The sequence below is a fragment of the Rhodococcus chondri genome (genome assembly GCF_036327435.1).
GTDB lineage: Bacteria > Actinomycetota > Actinomycetes > Mycobacteriales > Mycobacteriaceae > Rhodococcus > Rhodococcus chondri.
This window is the reverse complement of sequence record NZ_JAUZMZ010000012.1, coordinates 1-18,217: the sequence shown is the minus strand read 5'-3', so window position 1 is coordinate 18,217 and position 18,217 is coordinate 1. Positions and strand designations below refer to the sequence as shown.

The window sequence follows — 18,217 nt, the reverse complement described above, 5'->3', positions numbered from 1 at the left end:
TCAGCTGCGTAGCGCCCAAGCCGGACGGCGCCGTTCGGCGAATGATCGAATGCCTTCTCGGGCCTCGTCGGAACGGAAGTATTGCGCCGAAAGTTCTTGCATAGTAGACAGTTCCGCTGTAATCGACTCGGAACCGGACCGCAGAAGTTGTTTGGTTCCGGTCCACGCCTGCGGTCCGCTCAACAGCAGCATCTCGACAAGACGATCGATTTCGGCATCGAGGCCGTCGACCGGGGCCACCGCGCTGAGCAAACCGATGCTCGCCGCGTGAGGGGCATCGAATGTCTCACCGGTCAGGAACAGCCGGTACAGCGCATGGGGCACGACTCGATGCCGCAGCGGGACCGAGATGACCGCGGGGACGACCCCGATCCGTACCTCGGTGAAGGCAAAACTGACGGTGTCCACCGCGACGGCGAAATCACAGGCCGCGACCAGTCCGGTGCCACCGGCGCGCACCGGACCGGCGAGGCGAGCGACCACCGGTTTCGGGCAGGTCCACAGCAACTCGAGAACGGCGGAGAAATCCCGCGCAGCGGCGGCCTTGCGTTCCGGGTCCTCCTTCAGATCCGCACCGGCACAGAACACCGGACCGGTGTGGGTCAACACCACGACCCGGACCTCGTCGTCTTGTACCACCGTGGTCAGCGCAGCAAGAAGCTGGGCACACAGACCCGCGGACAGCGCGTTGCGGTTGCCGGGAGAATCGAGAGTCACGGTGGCCACGCCCTCGGTGACCGTGCTGCGCACCAGCGACCGCCGGCCGACCGTATCCGCCGCGGTCACCGGCTTGTCTTGGGTGCGCCCAGCAGCCGCTTGGCAATGATCTCGTTCATGATCTCGTTCGTTCCGCCACCGATCCCCAGGATGCGCGAATCGCGATAATGCCGCTCGACTTCGGTCTCACGCATGTATCCCATGCCGCCATGGATCTGCACCGCCTCGTCGACCACGAAGTCGCACGCCTCGACGGCAGTGTTCTTCGCCATCGCCACCTCCGCGCCGACATCCTCACCGGCCGCCCACCGGGCGGTCACATCCCGCACATAGGTGCGTGCCACCATCGTCCGCCGCTGCATCTCTGCAAGCTTGTGACGGATAACCTGCCGGTCGGCGATCGGTACACCGAACGTCGTGCGGACCGTCGCGTACTCCTTGGCCAAACCGACGCAGCGTTCCGCGGTCGCCACCGCCTGCACCGCCAGGGTGAGCCGCTCGGATTCGAAGCGCTGCATGATCTGCAGGAAACCGGTGTTCTCCTGCCCGACGAGATTGCGGACAGGCACCCGCACCTGGTCGAAAACGAGCTCCGCGGTGTCCGAGCACAGCCAGCCCATCTTCTTCAGCTTGGACGCGACGGTAAAGCCCGGCCGATCGGATTCGACGATCAGCAACGAGACTCCGCGATGGCCCGGACCGCCGGTACGGGCGGCGACCGTGACGAAGTCGGCGCGGGTCCCCGAGGTGATGAACGTTTTTCCGCCCGTGAGCACGTACTCGTCACCCTCCCGCACCGCACGGGTGGTGATGGAGCCGACGTCCGAGCCGGTGCCGGGCTCGGTGATGCCCAGAGAGGCGATCTTGGTGCCGGCCACGACGGGACGGACGAACTCGTCGAGCTGCCACGGATCCCCGGCGGCTGCGATATGGGACGCGCCGATGGTGTGGGAGAACAACGCCGAGGTGACCCCCGTGCTTCCGCCGGCAAGGATGATTTCCTCGTTGGCGATCATCAGGTCGATGAAGTCCCCCTCCCCGCCGGCCTTCTCGGGGAAATCGAAACCCAGCAGCCCGAGTTCGGCGGCCTTCTCGTGCAGGGACCGGGGTAATTCACCGGCGTCCTCCCATGCCGGGAGATTCGGCACGATTTCGCGACGGGTGAAGCCCCGCACCGCCTCACGCAGAGCGCGACGCTCGTCGGTGTTCCAAAGATCGTTCGCGGAGGTCATCGGGTCTCCAAGGGCAGTAGGGCAGTCGGGATGTCGAGGTGCTTGGCGCGCAGATATTCGCCCAGGCCCTTGGCCTGGGAATCGAGCTGCGGATTGGCTGCCACGCCGCGACCGAGCAACCCGACGAGGGTCACACCGCAGGCGCGCAGGAGCGGGAGCTCCCACAGTCGCAGCTCGCAGCCCGCCGCTTCGGGTACCAGCTCCCGCACGGTGTCCTCGCTCCACCACGAACGCAGCCATGTGTGGTCTTCGTCGTTGCGGGCCCACACGCCGAGGGTGGCGTTGCCGGCCTTATCGCCCGAGCGTGCCCCCAGGAGCGTGCCGAGCGGCAGCCGTTGCGTCGGTCCGTCGAATGTCTTCGCGGTCGGCGGGATCGGCCGGTCGATGGCGGGCAGTTCCGCCGACGACGGGGCGGCGGGCACGGTCCAGGTGTTCTCGCCGAGGGTGACGCGCTGGTCGAAGAAGTCGGACCGCATGAGGGTAGGCCAGAATACGGTGAATTCGGTGCCGTTTCCCGGTGGGGCGGTGAAGTACGCGCCCGGATAGGTCGCCAGTCCGATCTCCACCGCCGCGCGGGAGAACCGGCTCACCCGCTGACGGTCCGCACCCGTGACGGTGATCGTCAGCAGTGCGACGGCCTGTTCCATCGTGGCGGGATCGGACCGATCGGCGCGCAGCAGACGCACAGTGACACTGTCGAAGGCCTTCTCTCCGTCCGGAATACGCCGCCACAGCGCATCCTGGACGACGCGGGCCTTCTTCTCGATTTCGGTTCCGGTGAGAACGAAGGTGGTCTCGTTGCGCCATCCGCCGGACAACACCGCGCCGACCTTGACGGTCGCCGGGGCCGGCTCCCCGCGGACACCGGACAGGCGTACGCGGTCGACACCGACCGCTTCGAGGTGCACGGTATCGAGTCGGGTGATCACGTCGGGGTTCGCGTAGCGGGGACCGTCGATCTCGTACAGCAGCTGCGCCGTGACCGTCTCGGTGGTGACGGCACCACCGGTGCCGGGGTGTTTGGTGATGACGGAAGAGCCGTCCGGGTAGATCTCGGCGATCGGGAATCCCACCTCGCTCATGTCCGAAATTTCGGTGAAGAACGAGTAGTTGCCTCCGCAGGCCTGTGCGCCGCACTCGATGACGTGGCCCGCGGCGACCGCCCCGGCCAGCGCATCCCACTCCGTTCGGTCCCAGCCGAAACGCCAGGCTGCCGGGCCGACGATGACGGCGGCGTCCGTGACGCGGCCGGTGATCACCACGTCGGCCCCTGCCCGCAAGGCTTCGACGATTCCCCAGGCCCCGAGGTAGGCGTTGACGACGATCGGGTCGACGTCGGCGGCCAGCGCCTGGCCGGAATCCAGGTGTGGAGCGTCCCAGCCGCCGGCACGTTCACGAGCGAACACTTCGGTGGCGTCGTCACCGTCGACGACGGCGACTCGCACGGTGCGGCCGAGTCGCTCGGCGATTGCGGCGACCTGGGCGGCGCAACCGTGCGGATCGAGCCCGCCGGCGTTGGACACGATCTTGATGCCGCGGTCGAGGCAATCGCCGAGCACGTCGTCGAGTTGGGTGACGAAGGTGCGCGCGAAGCCGGAACCGGGTTTGCGCAGTTGTTGCTTGGCCAGCAGCCCCATGGTCAGTTCGGCGAGCCAGTCGCCGGTGAGCACGTCGATCGGGCCGCCGTCGATCATCTCGCGGGCTGCGGACACGCGGTCGCCGAAGAAGCCGGAGCAGTTGGCGATGCGCAACGGTGTTGTCTCACTCATGATTCCCCCTCGGCGCCGATCGTCACCAGTTCGGTCTGCGCGTCGACGTACTGACCCACCGACACGTTGATCTTCTGAACCACTCCGTCGGCGCCGGCCAGGGCGGGGTGCTCCATCTTCATCGCTTCGAGGACGACCAGTTTCTGGCCGGCTGCCACGGTCTCGCCCTCGCTGACGAGGATGTCGACGACGGTGCCGGGCATTTCACTGACTGGGCCCGCGGCGGATATGGCCAGCGCGGTGCGGTCGGGCAGGCGTGGTTCCGGTATCCAGCCGGACTGGCTGGTCGCATCGTTGATCCACACCGAGCCGTCCCGATGGGTGGCAACGGCACACGGATAGTCGACGCCGTCGTATCGCACCCGGACACCGTCGACGTCAAGATCGATCAGGTCGAAGCGGCGGCGTGTGCCATCCACCTCGAGAACGAGTTCGGTGTCCCCGGACGGTGCGGCCACGCGATACGCGACCGGGACGGGATCCTGCCCGACAGGCTGCCACACCGCCGAGGTCAACATTTCCGTGGCAAGGGTCCGGAACCCGGGAGCGGCGAACCCGGTCGCCGGGACTGCGGAGCGGCGCCGCGCAACCGCCGCCGCCAACCCGGCCGCCAGGTGCACCACCGCCGGGGTGGCCGGAGCCGGATCCATGAGCTCTGGATGGTGATCGAGAAAGTCCGTACACGTTGCGCCGGAAAGGAAGTCGGGGTCGCGAAGCAAGGCAGCGAGAAAAGCCCGGTTGGTCACCAGACCGTGAATCCGCGTGGCATCGAGCGCCGAGGCAAGCGCGGCGGCGGCCTCCTCGCGGCTCTCGGCATGGGCGATGATCTTCGCCATCATCGGGTCGTAGTACGCCGATACCTCACCGGGCGCAGCCACACCGACTTCGTAGCGCAAGCCCGGACGCTCCGGGTACTCCCACAGATGCAGAGGCCCCGGGGTGGGTAGGAAGTCGCGGGCGGGATCTTCGGCGTAGAGCCGGACCTCGATCGCGTGGCCGCGCCGCATGACATCTGCCTGCTCGATACCCAACGCTTGGCCCTGCGCGACCCGCAGCTGCAGCGCCACCAGATCCAGGCCCGTGACTTCCTCGGTCACCGGATGTTCGACCTGCAGACGGGTGTTCATCTCGAGGAAGAAGAACTCACCTGTGCGATCGTCGAGCAGGTACTCGACCGTGCCGGCACCGAGGTAGCCCAGTTCGCGGACCAGAGAGACCGCGGTCGCACCCATTTTGTCTCGCAGTTCGGGCCCGACCACCGGCGAGGGTGCCTCTTCGAGCACCTTTTGGTGCCGGCGCTGCACGGAGCATTCGCGTTCACCGAGATGCACCGCCGAACCGTGCACATCGCCGAACACCTGGATCTCGATGTGCCGGGCCTTGTCCAGGTACCGCTCGAGGAATACCGTCGCGTTGCCGAACGAGCTGGCCGCTTCCCGGCGGGCGCCGGCGACCGCGTCGACGAGTGCGTCGAGATCGTCGACCCGCCGCATTCCCTTGCCGCCACCGCCGGCGGTGGCCTTCACCAACAGGGGGAATCCGACGTCGCGGGCAGCAGCAGCCCACGCGGTGGGATCGTCACCGGTGATTTCGGCGTCCGGCAGGACCGGAACTCCGGCACGACGGGCGATCGCCTTCGCCTGGTCCTTGAGCCCCATGCTGCGCATCGACTCCGGTGAGGGCCCGACGAACAGGATGTCGGACTGCCGGCAGGACTCGGCGAATTCCGCGTTTTCGGAGAGGAATCCGTATCCCGGGTGGATCGCGTCGGCACCCGCCCGGCGGGCAGCGTCGATGATCTTGTCCGCGCGCAGATAGGAATCCGTGCTCGTGGTTCCGCCGAGGGCGACGGCGAGGTCGGCATCGAGAACGTGCGGGGATCGAGCGTCCGGATCCGAGTAGACCGCGACGGTGCGGATACCCAAGGCGCGGGCGCTGCGGATGATCCGTCGTGCGATCTCCCCGCGGTTGGCGACGAGAAGGGTGGTGATTCGGGTACTGCTCACGGTTGTTTCCTCACATCCGGAAGGGAGCGAATCGGGTCGCGCCGACGACGGGGGCCGAATGGGTGGCCGACAGGGCCAACCCCAGCACGGTGCGGGTGTGCCGCGGGTCGATGATCCCGTCGTCCCACAGGCGCCCGGTGGCGTACACCGCGCTCGACTGGGTCTCGATCATCTCTTCGATCTCACGGCGCACCCGTGCGTCCTCTGCATCGTCGTAGTCGGCGCCCGACCGCGCTGCGGCGGTGCGGCGGATGATCGACATCACTCCACCGAGCTGGGGGCCACCCATGACGGCAATGCGGTGATTGGGCCAGGTGAACACGAACCGCGGGTCGTAGGCACGTCCGGACATGGCGTAGTTTCCGGCACCGTACGAGGCACCGACCATGAGGGTGAGGTGGGGAACGGTCGAGTTGGACACGGCATTGATCAGCTTCGCCCCGTCCTTGATGATTCCTCCGCGTTCGGCCGCGGAGCCGACCATGAAGCCGGTGATGTTCTGCACGAACAACAGCGGGATGTCGTGAGCGTTGGCGAGCTGGATGAAGTGGGCGCCTTTGTTGGCCTCTTCGGAGAAGAGAATGCCGTTGTTGGCCAGGATGCCCACCGGGTAGCCGGCGATCGAGCCCCAGCCGGTCACCAGTTGGGTGCCGTAGAGCGGCTTGAACTCGTCGAACCGCGAACCGTCGAGTATTCGCGCCAGAATCTCACGCACCTCCACCGCACGGCGCGGGTCGGCCGGGGCGCATGCGAGCAGCTCCGCCTCATCGTAGAGCGGCGGATCGGCGGGGAGCGACGGCCCGGGTCCGGCCTTTTGCCAATGCAGATTGGCCACGATCCGGCGTCCGATGCGGATGGCATCGTGCTCATCCTCGGCCAGATAGTCCGCCAGCCCGGAGACCCGGGCGTGCATCTCGGCGCCGCCGAGGGACTCGTCGTCGATGTCTTCGTTGATCGCCATCTTCACCAGCGGCGGCCCGCCGAGATAGACCGACGCCGCTTGCTTCACCAGCACCGTGTATTCGCTCATGCCGGGCATGTACGCGCCGCCGGCGGTCGAGCTGCCGAACACCAACGAAATGGTAGGAATGCCCGCCGCGGTGAGCCGGGTCAGTTCTCGGAACGTCCGGCCGCCGGGTACGAAAATATCTGCCTGGGTAGGCAAGTCGGCACCGCCTGACTCGACCAACGCGATCAGTGGCAACCTGTTGCGTTCGGCGATCTCGAGGGCGCGCAACTGCTTGGCCACCGCGTCAGGATTGAGCGATCCTCCCTTCACCGTCGACTGGTTGGCAAGAATCATGCATTCGACGCCGTTGACTGTGCCGATGCCAGTGATCAGTCGAGCACCCGGCTGGGACTCGGGATCGTGGGCCCCCGCGTAACACGACAGTTCCAGAAAGGGAGCGTCCTCGTCCAAGAGCAGATCGACACGTTCACGTGCCAAGAGTTTTCCCCGGGAACGGTGGCGGTCGACCGCTTTCGCGCCTCCCGCCGCGAGCACCTTCTGCGCCAGCTCCTCGAGCGGTTGCAACACAGTGCTCATCGCCTGCCGGTCGCACTCGAAAACCTCGGACTTCGGATCGAGCTTCGATTCGATCACGGTCATCAACACACCTCATTGCGCTCGAGAGTTCGGCAGCGGCCCGCACCGCTGGTTTCGCGAAGAGTCCGTCGGTACATCCGACTGAGTGCGGGCTCTTCAATTACAGCCGTATATTGACATATCTGTCAAGTATTGGGAATGACCTTTCTACAGCTGAGGCACACACGCAAGAACGAACAGCCAATTCCTACTACCTACAGTTGACACACCGATCTACTCATATCTACTGTCGCGCCCAGAGCCTGAAGATAGGCATCGGCCTCTGCACGGGAAGCACTTCGTCGACCCCGCGATGCCAACGCTCCCCACTACCACCCCAAGCACGGCCGGGTCGAAAGTCCACGCGCGTTCGCAGGCGCGAGGCATCCACACTTCACCGCCTCTCGCACCCAGAAGACACGCCAGCGGCAGGAAACGTGCCGGTACCGGATGAACGCGCACCCACCCCCGGGACTACCTGGGCATCGGCGCATCGCTACCGGCGCCGCAACCAGTGCTCCACAAAGCAGGACACAAGGAGAAATCTTGAGGACCCACCAGCATCGAGGGCTCGAACTCCCGGCGCTACAACGATTTCTGCTCCACGCGGGTATCCCCCTACAAGGGGACCTGCAGGCGGAGCTGATCTCGGGAGGCAAATCCAACCTGACCTACAGCATCTTCGACGATTCCTCGCGATGGATCCTGCGGAGGCCGCCGACCACGGGACGCACACCGTCTGCTCATGATGTGGCACGCGAATTCCGTATCACCTCTGCCTTACAGAACACGGACGTCCCGGTGGCCACACCCGTCCTCCTATGCGAGGACGAGACGGTACTCGGTGCTCCCTTCACTGTCGTCGAACATGTTTCAGGCCGGGTGCTACGAACCGGGCCGGACATCGAAGCATTGTCCGACACCCAAATCGATGCCTGCATGACCGAACTGATCCGCGTGATCGGTGCACTCCACAACGTCGAATACCAGGCGGTGGGACTGGGCTCGCTCGGACGTCCGGAAGGGTATGTCGCACGGCAGATCGACCTGTGGGCAAAACAGTGGGACCGGGTCAAGACGCGAGACTCGGCCGATGTCACCAAGCTGTATGACGCACTGCTCGAACTCGTACCGGCGCACACGGATGCCTCCATCGTCCACGGCGACTACCGCGTCGACAACACCATCGTGGCATCCGAGGACGTCGGCACGGTGGCCGCCGTAGTCGACTGGGAACTGTCCACACTCGGAGATCCGCTCACAGATGTCGCCTTGATGTGCGTATACCGCCACCCCGCCTTCGATCTTGTCCTTGGGGAACCCGGCGCATGGACCAGCCCCCGACTTCCGTCGGTCGATGATCTGGCCGAGCGGTACGCCTCGGCGTCAGGTCGAGACCTCGGCAACTGGAGCTTCTACATGGCCCTGGCCTACTTCAAGGTCGCCGTCATCGCCGAAGGCATCAATCACCGCTACCGATTGGGCGCGACCGTCGGAGCCGGATTCGACCGCGCCGGTGACTCGGTACCAGAATTCCTCGCCGCCGGTCTCCACTCTCTGACCAACCCCAGGTCGTAACCAACTCACCGGCCCGCCACCGACAATTTCACCACTGGGTCCACGGTGCGGCCCCCAACGGACCAGGTCTGCGAAGACCTGTCCTTCCCCCAAGGAGCAGGCAATGCCCGAAGCTGTGATCGTGTCCGCTGTTCGTTCCCCGATCGGTCGGGCAATGAAGGGCTCGCTCAAGACCCTCCGACCCGACGACATGACCGCGCAGATGGTCGCGGCCGCACTTGCCAAGATTCCCGAACTCGACCCCACCGACATCGACGACCTGGTTCTTGGCTGCGGCCAACCCGCAGGCCAGGCTGGATTCAACATCGCCCGAGTGGTCGCGGTCCAGCTCGGCTACGACTCCCTGCCGGGCGTGACCGTCAACCGGTACTGCTCGTCGTCGCTGCAGACCACCCGCATGGCCCTGCACGCCATCCGCGCCGGCGAAGGCGACGTCTTCATCTCCGCCGGGGTCGAATCGGTGTCGAGCTATGTCACCGGCAACGCCGACGGATTGCCCGACACCAAGAACCCGCTGTTCGACGACGCCCAGGCGCGGACCGAGAAGCTCGCCGAAAGTGGCATCGCCTGGACCGACCCGCGGTCGGAGGGGTCGTTGCCCGACATCTACATCGCAATGGGCCAGACCGCCGAGAACGTCGCCTCCTTCACTGGCATCTCCCGGGAGGATCAGGATCGGTGGGCCGTGCGGTCGCAGAACCGGGCCGAGGACGCCATCAAGTCCGGCTTCTTCGAGAAGGAGATCACCCCGCTCACGCTGCCCGACGGCACCGTCGTCTCCACCGACGACGGCCCACGGGCCGGCACCACCTACGAAGCGATCAGTCAACTAAAGCCGGTGTTCCGGCCCGGCGGGACGGTCACCGCAGGTAACGCCTGCCCCCTCAACGACGGCGCGGCGGCACTGGTGATGATGTCCGACACCAAGGCCGAGGCCCTGGGCCTGACCCCGCTCGCGCGGGTCGTCTCGACCGGGGTGTCGGGACTCTCGCCGGAGATCATGGGTCTGGGCCCGATCGAGGCCACCCGCAAGGCACTGGCGAACGCGAACATGGGGATCTCCGATATCGACCTGTTCGAGATCAATGAGGCGTTCGCGGTGCAGGTGCTCGGTTCGGCCCGCGAGCTCAGGATCGACGAGGACAGGCTCAACATTTCCGGTGGGGCGATCGCGTTGGGTCATCCCTTCGGCATGACGGGTGCGCGGATCACGACCACGCTGCTCAACAACCTGCGTGCGCACGACAAGCAGTTCGGTGTGGAGACGATGTGCGTCGGTGGTGGGCAGGGCATGGCGATGGTGCTCGAGCGGCTGAGCTGACAGGGCCGTCTCCAGCGCTCACTGCTCCACCACACGGCCCGGCACCGGCCGATATCGCCACGGGAGAAACAGCTCTACCTCCCCCGCAGCTCGTCTACGCCCGTTACGGCCCGAGCGAGACACACCCCCGTGAGGACATGCACATGTACATGCACAACGGGACCGGCCTGACGTGTCATGTTTGGTTTCACGTCTCTCTTCTGCGGCGATATCAAATAAGTCTCGCGGGAGGCGGGCTCATTTGTTGACATGTATGTCATAAAGCTGGGACGGTGATGTCCATCACATCCTTACGTTTTCCTGGAGGAACAATGTCCACATCAGCCGTTGGCCTGACCACCGCCCAGCCGCAGAACCGCGAAGTCGATGCGGTGGTGATCGGAGCCGGATTCGGCGGGTTGTACATGGCGCACCAGCTGCGAGAGATGGGATTGACGGTGCAGGGGTACGAGTCGGCCCCCGACGTGGGTGGAACCTGGTACTGGAATCGATACCCCGGGGCGCGGACCGACTGCGAAGGGTACTACTACTGCTACTCGTTCGATCCCGAGATGTTGCAGCAGTGGAACTGGACGGAGCGCTACCCCACGCAACCGGAGATGCAATCCTACTTCGGGTACGTGGCCGACAAGTTCGACCTGCGGCGCAGCTACCGATTCGGGACTCGAGTCGAGTCCGCGGTGTTCGACGAGAACACCGACCGCTGGCAGGTCCGCACCGAGACCGGCGAGCAGACCTCGGCGATCTATCTGATCACCGCCGTCGGAATCCTCTCGGCACCGAACCTGCCGAACTTTCCCGGCATCGAATCCTTCACCGGACCGGCGTACCACACCGCGTACTGGCCCGAGGAGGGTGTTGAGCTGGCCGGCAAACGTGTCGGGATCATCGGCACCGGCTCGACCGGAGTGCAGGCCATCCCGATGATCGCCGAGCAGGCCGAGCACCTGACCGTGTTCCAGCGGACCCCCAATTACGTGATTCCCGCGCGCAATCGGCCTGTCTCCCAAGAGGAGATGGACGAGATCAAGACGCGCTACGACGAGGTATGGGCCAAGGTGCGCCGACACTGGTTTTCGTTCCCGTTCGACATGGCCAACATGCTCGCCGGCTCGATGGAGGAGAACGAGCGCACCCGAATCTACGAGAAGGCCTGGGCCAACGGCGGATTCCCGTTCCTGTTCTCCTTCGACGATCTGCTGTTCGATCCCGTTGCAAACGAATCCGCAGCCGAATTCGTGCGCGGCAAGATCCGCGAAACGGTCGAAGACCCGGCCGTGGCCGACTTGCTGAGCCCGCGCTACCCGTTCGGCGCCAAGCGTCCGCCGTCGGGCACGGGCTACTACGAGGCGTTCAACCGCGACAACGTCTCGCTCCTCGATGTGGCGGCCAACGCGATCACCGAGATCACCCCCCGAGGGGTCCGGTTGACCGATGGCACCGAGCACGAGGTGGACGTGCTCGTCTTCGCCACCGGCTTCGACGCCTCCACCGGAGCGATGACCCGGATGAACATCGTCGGTCGTGACGGGGTGGTCCTTGCCGACAAGTGGGCCGAGGGACCGAACACCCATCTGGGCATCAGCACCCACGGTTTCCCGAACATGTTCATGATCACCGGTCCGCAGAGTCCGTTCACCAACATCCCGCCGTGCGCGCAGAACACCGCCGACTGGATCGCCGAGGCCATCACACATCTCCGCCGCGAAGGCGCGAGCCGGATGGAAGCCACCGAGGCAGCCGAACAGGCCTGGACCGAACAGATCACCGCCATCGCCGAGCAAACCCTGCTCACCGCCGGCAAGGACGTACATTCCTGGTTCACCGGTACCAACGTCGAAGGCAAGGCCGCCGTCATCAACGTCTTCTTCGGCGGCGCCGACAAATACATGGACATCTGCGAACAGGTCGCCGCAGACAACTACTCCGGATTCGAAATCACCACCACCGAACCCGCCTACGCCAACTGATCCCCACCACGCCACCCCTAGAGCGCTCAGGAGAACCTACGATGACCAACGACGCGCGCACCGACACACTGCGTGATCTCTACGAGAGCTGGGCCAAGCGGGCCGCCGCCAATCCCACCATGGACCTGGCCACCATGCGAGATATGTACGAGGAATCGCACCTTCTGGCAACCGAACCCGAAGGCATCACGTATCGCAACGTCGACGCCAACGGCGTCAGCGCCATGTGGGTCATCCCCGAGGGTGCACCCGACGATGCCGCCATTATCTACACGCACGGCGGCGGGTGCTCCATCATGTCGATGCACAGCCACCGCAAGCTGGCCGGTCACCTGGCCAAAGCCGCCGGCGTCAAGGTATTGAATCTCGACTACCGTCTTGCCCCCGAGCATCCCTACCCCGCGCAGCTCGATGATGCACAGGCCGCCTACCGGTGGCTACTCGAACAGGGCATCGACCCCCAACGCATCGCCACCGCAGGAGACTCCGCAGGCGGCAATCTCGCCACCACCCTCGTCCTCGCACTGCGCGACGCCGGTGAACAAACTCCTGCGGCGATCGTCGGCTTCTCGCCCTGGTACGACATGGAGCACAAGGGCCGGACCCTCGAGTCCAACGCCGCCACCGACGCCCTCGTCCAACGACCGGTCGTCGAGATGATGGCTCAGATGTTCCTCGGCGAGAACGGATCCCCCACCGATCCGTTGACCAACCCGCTCTACGCCGACCCCACCGGCCTGCCGCCTATGTACCTCACGGCAGGTGGCTACGAGACTCTCCAAGACAACGCCGAACGTTTCGCCGACCTGGCACGTAACGCAGGCGTCGACGTGACTCTGGAAATCACGCCGGGAATGCAGCACGTGTTTCCGTTCATGGCTGGGCACTCGCCCGAAGCCGACGCGGCAATCACCGCCGCCGGCAACTTCCTGCGCCGACACCTCGGTCTGTGACCGCAGCACTTCCCACATAAAGATCTCGGCAGCGCTAACGAGGGCCCGGACACCCGGGCCCTCGTTCGTAGGTCCCACCTCATCGCTACCGCACCCAGACAGGAGCCCCATGAGCGTCTTCGAACTCTCCGAACGCGTCCAGAAGTACCGATCCGAACTCCTCGAGTTCATGGAGGTGCACGTATATCCTGCCGAGTCCGTCTACGACCGGCAGATGCGCGAATCCGGAGATCCTCATTTCCAGCCGCCGATTCTGGAGGATCTCAAGACCGAAGCGCGGCGGCGCGGACTGTGGAATCTGTTCCATCCACATCCGGAATGGGGACCGGGATTGACCAACCTCGAGTACGCCCACCTCGCGGAGATCATGGGCCGCAGCCACCTCGCGTCCGAGGCCTGCAACTGCAGCGCACCCGACACGGGCAACATGGAGGTGCTCACGCTCTTCGGCACCGACGAGCACAAGCGCAAGTACCTCGAACCGTTGCTGGCCGGCGAAATCCGCTCCACCTTCGCCATGACCGAACCGGCCGTAGCCAGTTCGGACGCGACCAACGTCGAACTCCGGATGGATCGGGACGGCGACACGTACGTATTGAACGGACGTAAGTGGTTCGCCTCCAACGCAATGCACAAACACTGCCGCGTGCTCATCGTAATGGGGAAGACCGATACGTCAGCGCCTGCACATCGGCAACAGTCGATGATGGTGGTACCGATCGACGCCGAGGGTCTCACGGTGGTGCGCAACCTACCGATCTTCGGCTATATCGACCGCGAAGGTCACGCCGAAGTGCTGTTCGACAACGTGCGCGTCCCGAAGGAAGACGTCCTTTCCGGAGAAGGAGAAGGCTTTGCAATAAGCCAAGCACGACTCGGTCCCGGACGTATCCACCACTGCATGCGTACGATCGGCATGGCCGAACGAGCACTCGAGCTGATGTGCACCCGCGCGCTCACCCGCACCACCTTCGGCGAACCACTCAGCGAACGCAGCAACATCCAGGACTGGATCGCAGAGGCCCGCATCGACATCGAAATGGTGCGCCTACTGACCTTGAAGGCTGCCCACCTGATGGACACCGTCGGCAACAAGCAAGCCCGAACCGAGATCGCCGCGATCAAAGTGGCAGCCCCCCGGATCGCCCTGAAAATTGTCGACCGCGCAATCCAGGTGCACGGCGGCGCCGGCGTCACCGACGACTTTCCGCTCGCCATGGCATACGCCCACCTGCGCACCCTCCGAATCGCCGATGGGCCCGACGAGGTCCACCTGCGGGCCATCGCAAAGGGCGAACTGAAAAAACACAAGGTCCAGATCCGGCAACCGCAAGGCTCGGCAACGCCGAAGGCCGCGGTGGCCCGATGATCTCCACCGATCTGAAGGGACGTACCGCGCTCGTGGTCGGCGCCTCCCGCGGCATCGGCTTGGCCACAGCCCAGGCGTTCGCGGCCGTGGGCGCCGACGTCGTGCTGACCTCACGCTCCCAGGAGTCCGCTGATGCGGCCGCCGCCGAAATCGGGGGAACTGCGGTCGGAGTAGGCGTCCATGCCGTCGACGAAGACGGCGCTCGGCGGTGCATCGACGACGTCCTCGAACGGTTCGGTGGCCTCGACATCCTGGTGAACAACGCCGGCACCAACCCCGCCTACGGCAGGATGGCAGACCAGGATCACAGCCGATTTGCGAAGACGTTCGATGTCAACCTCTGGGCGCCGCTGTTGTGGAGCGGGCTCGCCGCGAAAGCGTGGATGGCAGAGCACGGTGGCGCGATCGTGAACACCGCCTCGATCGGAGGCATGGTCGCCGAGAACGGGATCGGCGTGTACAACGCCTCGAAGGCGGCACTGATTCACCTCACCAAGCAACTCGCGATGGAGCTCGCGCCGACGATCCGAGTCAACGCCGTGGCACCAGGGGTGGTGCGCACCAAACTTGCCGAAGCGCTCTGGGCCGAGCAAGAGCAGTCGGTGGCCGCGGCGACCCCGCTCGGACGGATCGGTGAACCGGACGACGTCGCGTCGGCAATCCTGTTCCTCGCCTCCGACGGTGCGCGCTGGATCACCGGCGAGACGTTGGTCGTCGACGGGGGTCAACTGCTCGGCGACGTGCGGGCATTTGTCCGGTGATCCGCGCAGTGCCCGCGGTAGCCCGCTGACGAGCATCGACCATGAACGACTCCAACAGGAAAATCGCCAACGATCGCAAGGAGACAGCAGTGCCGCCCCCTCTGAGATGCAAGAAGATCTGCTCGCGCAGACAGAAGCGGAGCGCGAGGTATTTGAACATCAGCCGGTCGGATCTGCATCGCGTTCTCGCTGCGGCGGATGTGCAGGTGTGAGTCGACGCGATGACGCGCCGAACTATCTCAGTTGCCGAGCCGGATTGCATCGTCGTACTCTCCGGAAACGGGTCACAGGCAGCAAAGACGGCGCCGCTCGCCAACTATCGCACAACCACTGGACCTGCTCAGTGGGATCCAGTCACTCGCACCCGCACGCGGGTGAGCGTGAAGGCGGCGAGCGCGACTCCGAGCGCCACGCGCATCGCGATGTCGAGCAACCACATGTCTCGGTGTGCTGCCACAGCGGATCGGCTTCCGCCGTGGGTCCGTCGCCCGCAGGTCGGCTGTGGAAGCCACCGCCGCATAGCCCCAGCGCACGGGCGCAGCCAGGAGAGTTGTTCGAGAACCGGCCGTCCCGGGATGGGAATCAGGCCACGCACTGTCCGGCCGCTGCGGTGGCGCGGCCCCCGTCCCACTCGATCACGATGTCTTCGCGGCGCACGACGTCAGGCCTTCCACGACCCCGCATCCCTCGGCCGAGCCGATTCCCCCACCTGAGCACATCGGTAGCAGGAAATAGCGAGATGTCGCCGAACCGGCCCCCACCATCAACGCTCGAAGAACCGCCTCGGATTGTCGGCGAGCATCGTGGTGATCTGCTCGTCGGTGACACCACGTTCGCGGAGTGCGGGCAGCACGTCGTCGCTGATGTGGTTGTAGTTCCAGTTCGGTACCGCGGCTTCCTTGACGTCGTGCGGAAACCAGTCGATGAAGCACGAGGCGTCGTGGGCCAGCACCATGCTCTCCGCGTATCCCTGCTGCGCCAGGGCGGCAACGGTGTCGACACGTTGCTCGAACGGCAGCAGCAGGTCGAGTCCGAAGCGGTCCATGCCGAGTAGCGACCCGGCGTCGGCAATCTTGCACAGGTAGTCGAGGTCGGTGGTGTCTCCGCAGTGCCCGATCACGACCTTGGTGAGGTCGACACCCTCTTCCGAGAGAACGCGCTGCGCCACGAGACCGGATTCGGTGTGCGGATTGGTGTGCACCGTGATCGGGACTCCGGTCTCGACGTGCGCTTGGCCGACCGCACGCATCACCCGCTCGACCCCGGGCGTGAGGCCTTGCGCCTCGATCGCGCACTTGAGCATCGCCGCTTTCACGCCCGAATCGGCGATGCCCTCGCGGATGTCCCGCACGAACAGTTCGGTGAGCGGTTCGGGAGCGTCGAACAGCAATCCCGGACCGACATAGTGGAACTGGAACGGCAACTCGTTGTAGGTGTACAGGCCGGTCGCGACCAGGATGTTGATGTCGGTGCGATCGGCGATGCGCTGGATTCGGGGGATGTACCGGCCGAGACCGATGACGGTGGGATCGACGATCGTGTCGATCCCACGCTCGGACAGCGCGTGGAGTTTCGCAACCGCGTCGTCGACCCGCAGTTCCTCGTCCCACTCGCTCGGGAATCCCGGGTAGTTCTCGCGCAGTTCCTCACCGAGCACGAAGACATGCTCGTGCATGAGGACACGGCCCAGATCACCGGTGTCGAGTGGGCCGCGGGCAGAGTCGACGGAAGCCATGGCCGAGAGGGTATGTCACCGCCGATGCGGATGGACACGGTTCGGCGAACAGCAGCGACTCAGGGCCGGAAGACTATCCGCCCCACCGTCTTGCCTTCACCGAGTCTGGCGAGCCCGTCCGCCACCTCGGACAGCGGCAACTGCTCACTGACGAGAGGGGCGATCGCACCCGAATCGGCGAGGGCAGTGATCGCGGTGTGGCATTCGTCGATCAGCTGCCGGTTGTACTGCTTGTACAGACCCCAGTGCAAGCCGATGATCGAATAGTTCTTGACGAGCGCGTGATTGAGACCGGGTGTGGGGATGGTGCCACCGGCGAAACCGACGATCACGATGCGGCCTTCGAAGGCGATGCACTTGGTCGACCGCGTGTAGGCGTCTCCTCCGACCGGGTCGAAGACGACATCGGCGCCGCGCCCCTCGGTGAAGTCCTTGACCAACGGCACGAAGTCGTCCGTACGCCGGTCGATGACGAGATCCGCGCCGAGACGGCGGCAGTATTCGGCCTTCTCGGGGCCGCCGACCACACCGATCACGCGGGCGCCGGCTGCTTTGCCGAGTTGCACCGCCGCACTGCCCACACCGCCTGCGGCCGCATGCACGAGGAGCGTCTCGCCCTCCAGCAGCCGGGTCCGGCGGTGCAGGGCGAACCATGCCGTCTGGTAACCGATGACCAGTGCCGATGCTGCTGCATCGTCCAGCGACACGGGCGCCGGGAACGCATTGGCCTCATCCATGACCGTGTATTCGGCGAACGCGCCGAGCGGCAGGTTCGGATTGCCGACGACACGGTCGCCGACGGCAAAGCGGGTCACGCCGTCACCGATCGCGACCACTTCACCGCACAGCTCGACACCCGGAGTGAACGGCAGCGGCGGCTTGATCTGGTACTCGCCGCGGCACAGCAGCACGTCGGGAAAGTTCGCCGGTGCGGCCAGTACGCGCACCAGCAGTTGGCCCGCTTCCGCGACGGGATCGTCGATCTCCTCGAATCGCAGCGCCTCGCGCGGTTCCCCGAGTTCCACTACACGCCAAGCCTTCACAGTGCCCTCCTATGTTTGTGTAGGCAGCGCCGCGATACCGGTGCCGCCGTTCAGATTCCGGCGCTGTCCGCGACGGCTCGTGCGGCCGAGACGAGAGCGTCGATACGTTCGATGGTGGGCGTGCCCGCTGCAGCCCTGTTGCGGGGGTCGTCCTGCGCTCGCCGCATCACGCCCGATG

13 protein-coding genes and 1 pseudogene are annotated in these 18,217 nt (G+C 65.3%); 6 read left to right on the top strand and 8 right to left on the bottom strand.

Annotation, left to right across the window (positions count from 1 at the left end):
* Genes Q8814_RS03870 through Q8814_RS03850 form a run of 5 tightly spaced genes read right to left on the bottom strand, consistent with a single transcriptional unit; the run spans position 1 to position 7,333 of the window.
* Positions 1 to 786, bottom strand: a complete 786-nt coding sequence (locus Q8814_RS03870; protein ID WP_330150695.1) for an enoyl-CoA hydratase-related protein — start codon at positions 784 to 786, stop codon at positions 1 to 3.
* Positions 783 to 1,949, bottom strand: a complete 1,167-nt coding sequence (locus tag Q8814_RS03865; RefSeq protein WP_330150694.1) for an acyl-CoA dehydrogenase family protein — start codon at positions 1,947 to 1,949, stop codon at positions 783 to 785. The genes Q8814_RS03870 and Q8814_RS03865 overlap by 4 nt, the downstream gene beginning before the upstream one ends.
* A complete protein-coding gene (locus tag Q8814_RS03860) occupies positions 1,946 to 3,718 on the bottom strand; it encodes an acyclic terpene utilization AtuA family protein (protein WP_330150693.1) in 1,773 nt (590 codons plus the stop codon). The genes Q8814_RS03865 and Q8814_RS03860 overlap by 4 nt, the downstream gene beginning before the upstream one ends.
* Positions 3,715 to 5,724 (bottom strand): ATP-binding protein, encoded by a 2,010-nt coding sequence (locus tag Q8814_RS03855; protein ID WP_330150692.1) that lies wholly within the window; start codon positions 5,722 to 5,724, stop codon positions 3,715 to 3,717. The genes Q8814_RS03860 and Q8814_RS03855 overlap by 4 nt, the downstream gene beginning before the upstream one ends.
* Positions 5,725 to 5,734: 10 nt before the next feature.
* Positions 5,735 to 7,333 (bottom strand): acyl-CoA carboxylase subunit beta, encoded by a 1,599-nt coding sequence (locus tag Q8814_RS03850; protein ID WP_330150691.1) that lies wholly within the window; start codon positions 7,331 to 7,333, stop codon positions 5,735 to 5,737.
* A 522-nt stretch (positions 7,334 to 7,855) separates the two neighbouring features.
* Between Q8814_RS03850 and Q8814_RS03845 the strand changes: the two genes are divergently transcribed.
* The 6 genes from Q8814_RS03845 (at position 7,856) to Q8814_RS03820 (ending at position 15,261) form a co-directional block, all read left to right on the top strand.
* Entirely contained in the window at positions 7,856 to 8,887 is a 1,032-nt protein-coding gene (locus Q8814_RS03845; protein WP_330150690.1) for a phosphotransferase family protein, read from the top strand.
* Between the two features lie 103 nt (positions 8,888 to 8,990).
* Positions 8,991 to 10,208: an acetyl-CoA C-acetyltransferase gene (locus Q8814_RS03840; RefSeq protein WP_330150688.1), complete on the top strand. Its 1,218-nt coding sequence runs from the start codon at positions 8,991 to 8,993 to the stop codon at positions 10,206 to 10,208.
* A 311-nt stretch (positions 10,209 to 10,519) separates the two neighbouring features.
* Entirely contained in the window at positions 10,520 to 12,178 is a 1,659-nt protein-coding gene (locus Q8814_RS03835; RefSeq protein WP_330150686.1) for a flavin-containing monooxygenase, read from the top strand.
* A gap of 41 nt (positions 12,179 to 12,219) precedes the next feature.
* Positions 12,220 to 13,131, top strand: coding sequence for an alpha/beta hydrolase (locus Q8814_RS03830; RefSeq protein WP_330150685.1), 912 nt, complete (start codon positions 12,220 to 12,222; stop codon positions 13,129 to 13,131).
* A 109-nt stretch (positions 13,132 to 13,240) separates the two neighbouring features.
* Positions 13,241 to 14,500 (top strand): acyl-CoA dehydrogenase family protein, encoded by a 1,260-nt coding sequence (locus Q8814_RS03825; protein WP_330150684.1) that lies wholly within the window; start codon positions 13,241 to 13,243, stop codon positions 14,498 to 14,500.
* Positions 14,497 to 15,261 carry an SDR family oxidoreductase gene (locus Q8814_RS03820; protein WP_330150683.1) on the top strand — a complete coding sequence of 255 codons (765 nt, stop codon included), beginning with the start codon at positions 14,497 to 14,499 and terminating at the stop codon, positions 15,259 to 15,261. Before Q8814_RS03825 ends, Q8814_RS03820 begins: the two co-directional genes overlap by 4 nt.
* Positions 15,262 to 16,024: 763 nt before the next feature.
* Here Q8814_RS03820 and Q8814_RS03815 read toward each other — a convergent pair.
* From Q8814_RS03815 to Q8814_RS03805, 3 genes and pseudogenes are all read right to left on the bottom strand, one after another.
* Positions 16,025 to 16,996, bottom strand: coding sequence for a phosphotriesterase family protein (locus Q8814_RS03815; RefSeq protein ID WP_330150682.1), 972 nt, complete (start codon positions 16,994 to 16,996; stop codon positions 16,025 to 16,027).
* Positions 16,997 to 17,055: 59 nt separating this feature from the next.
* On the bottom strand, positions 17,056 to 18,039 hold the full coding sequence (locus Q8814_RS03810) for an NADPH:quinone oxidoreductase family protein (protein WP_330150681.1): 984 nt from the start codon (positions 18,037 to 18,039) through the stop codon (positions 17,056 to 17,058).
* A 50-nt stretch (positions 18,040 to 18,089) separates the two neighbouring features.
* A pseudogene (locus Q8814_RS03805) lies at positions 18,090 to 18,217 on the bottom strand (phosphotransferase family protein); the annotation flags it as partial.

Bases quoted from the DNA above. Each gene is read 5' to 3' on its own strand.
- Q8814_RS03860 (WP_330150693.1), bottom strand. From the start codon at position 3,718: ATGAGTGAGACAACACCGTTGCGCATCGCCAACTGCTCCGGCTTCTTC.
- Q8814_RS03865 (WP_330150694.1), bottom strand. From the start codon at position 1,949: ATGACCTCCGCGAACGATCTTTGGAACACCGACGAGCGTCGCGCTCTG.
- Q8814_RS03825 (WP_330150684.1), top strand. From the start codon at position 13,241: ATGAGCGTCTTCGAACTCTCCGAACGCGTCCAGAAGTACCGATCCGAA.
- Q8814_RS03820 (WP_330150683.1), top strand. From the start codon at position 14,497: ATGATCTCCACCGATCTGAAGGGACGTACCGCGCTCGTGGTCGGCGCC.
- Q8814_RS03840 (WP_330150688.1), top strand. From the start codon at position 8,991: ATGCCCGAAGCTGTGATCGTGTCCGCTGTTCGTTCCCCGATCGGTCGG.
- Q8814_RS03850 (WP_330150691.1), bottom strand. From the start codon at position 7,333: ATGACCGTGATCGAATCGAAGCTCGATCCGAAGTCCGAGGTTTTCGAG.
- Q8814_RS03830 (WP_330150685.1), top strand. From the start codon at position 12,220: ATGACCAACGACGCGCGCACCGACACACTGCGTGATCTCTACGAGAGC.
- Q8814_RS03815 (WP_330150682.1), bottom strand. From the start codon at position 16,996: ATGGCTTCCGTCGACTCTGCCCGCGGCCCACTCGACACCGGTGATCTG.
- Q8814_RS03835 (WP_330150686.1), top strand. From the start codon at position 10,520: ATGTCCACATCAGCCGTTGGCCTGACCACCGCCCAGCCGCAGAACCGC.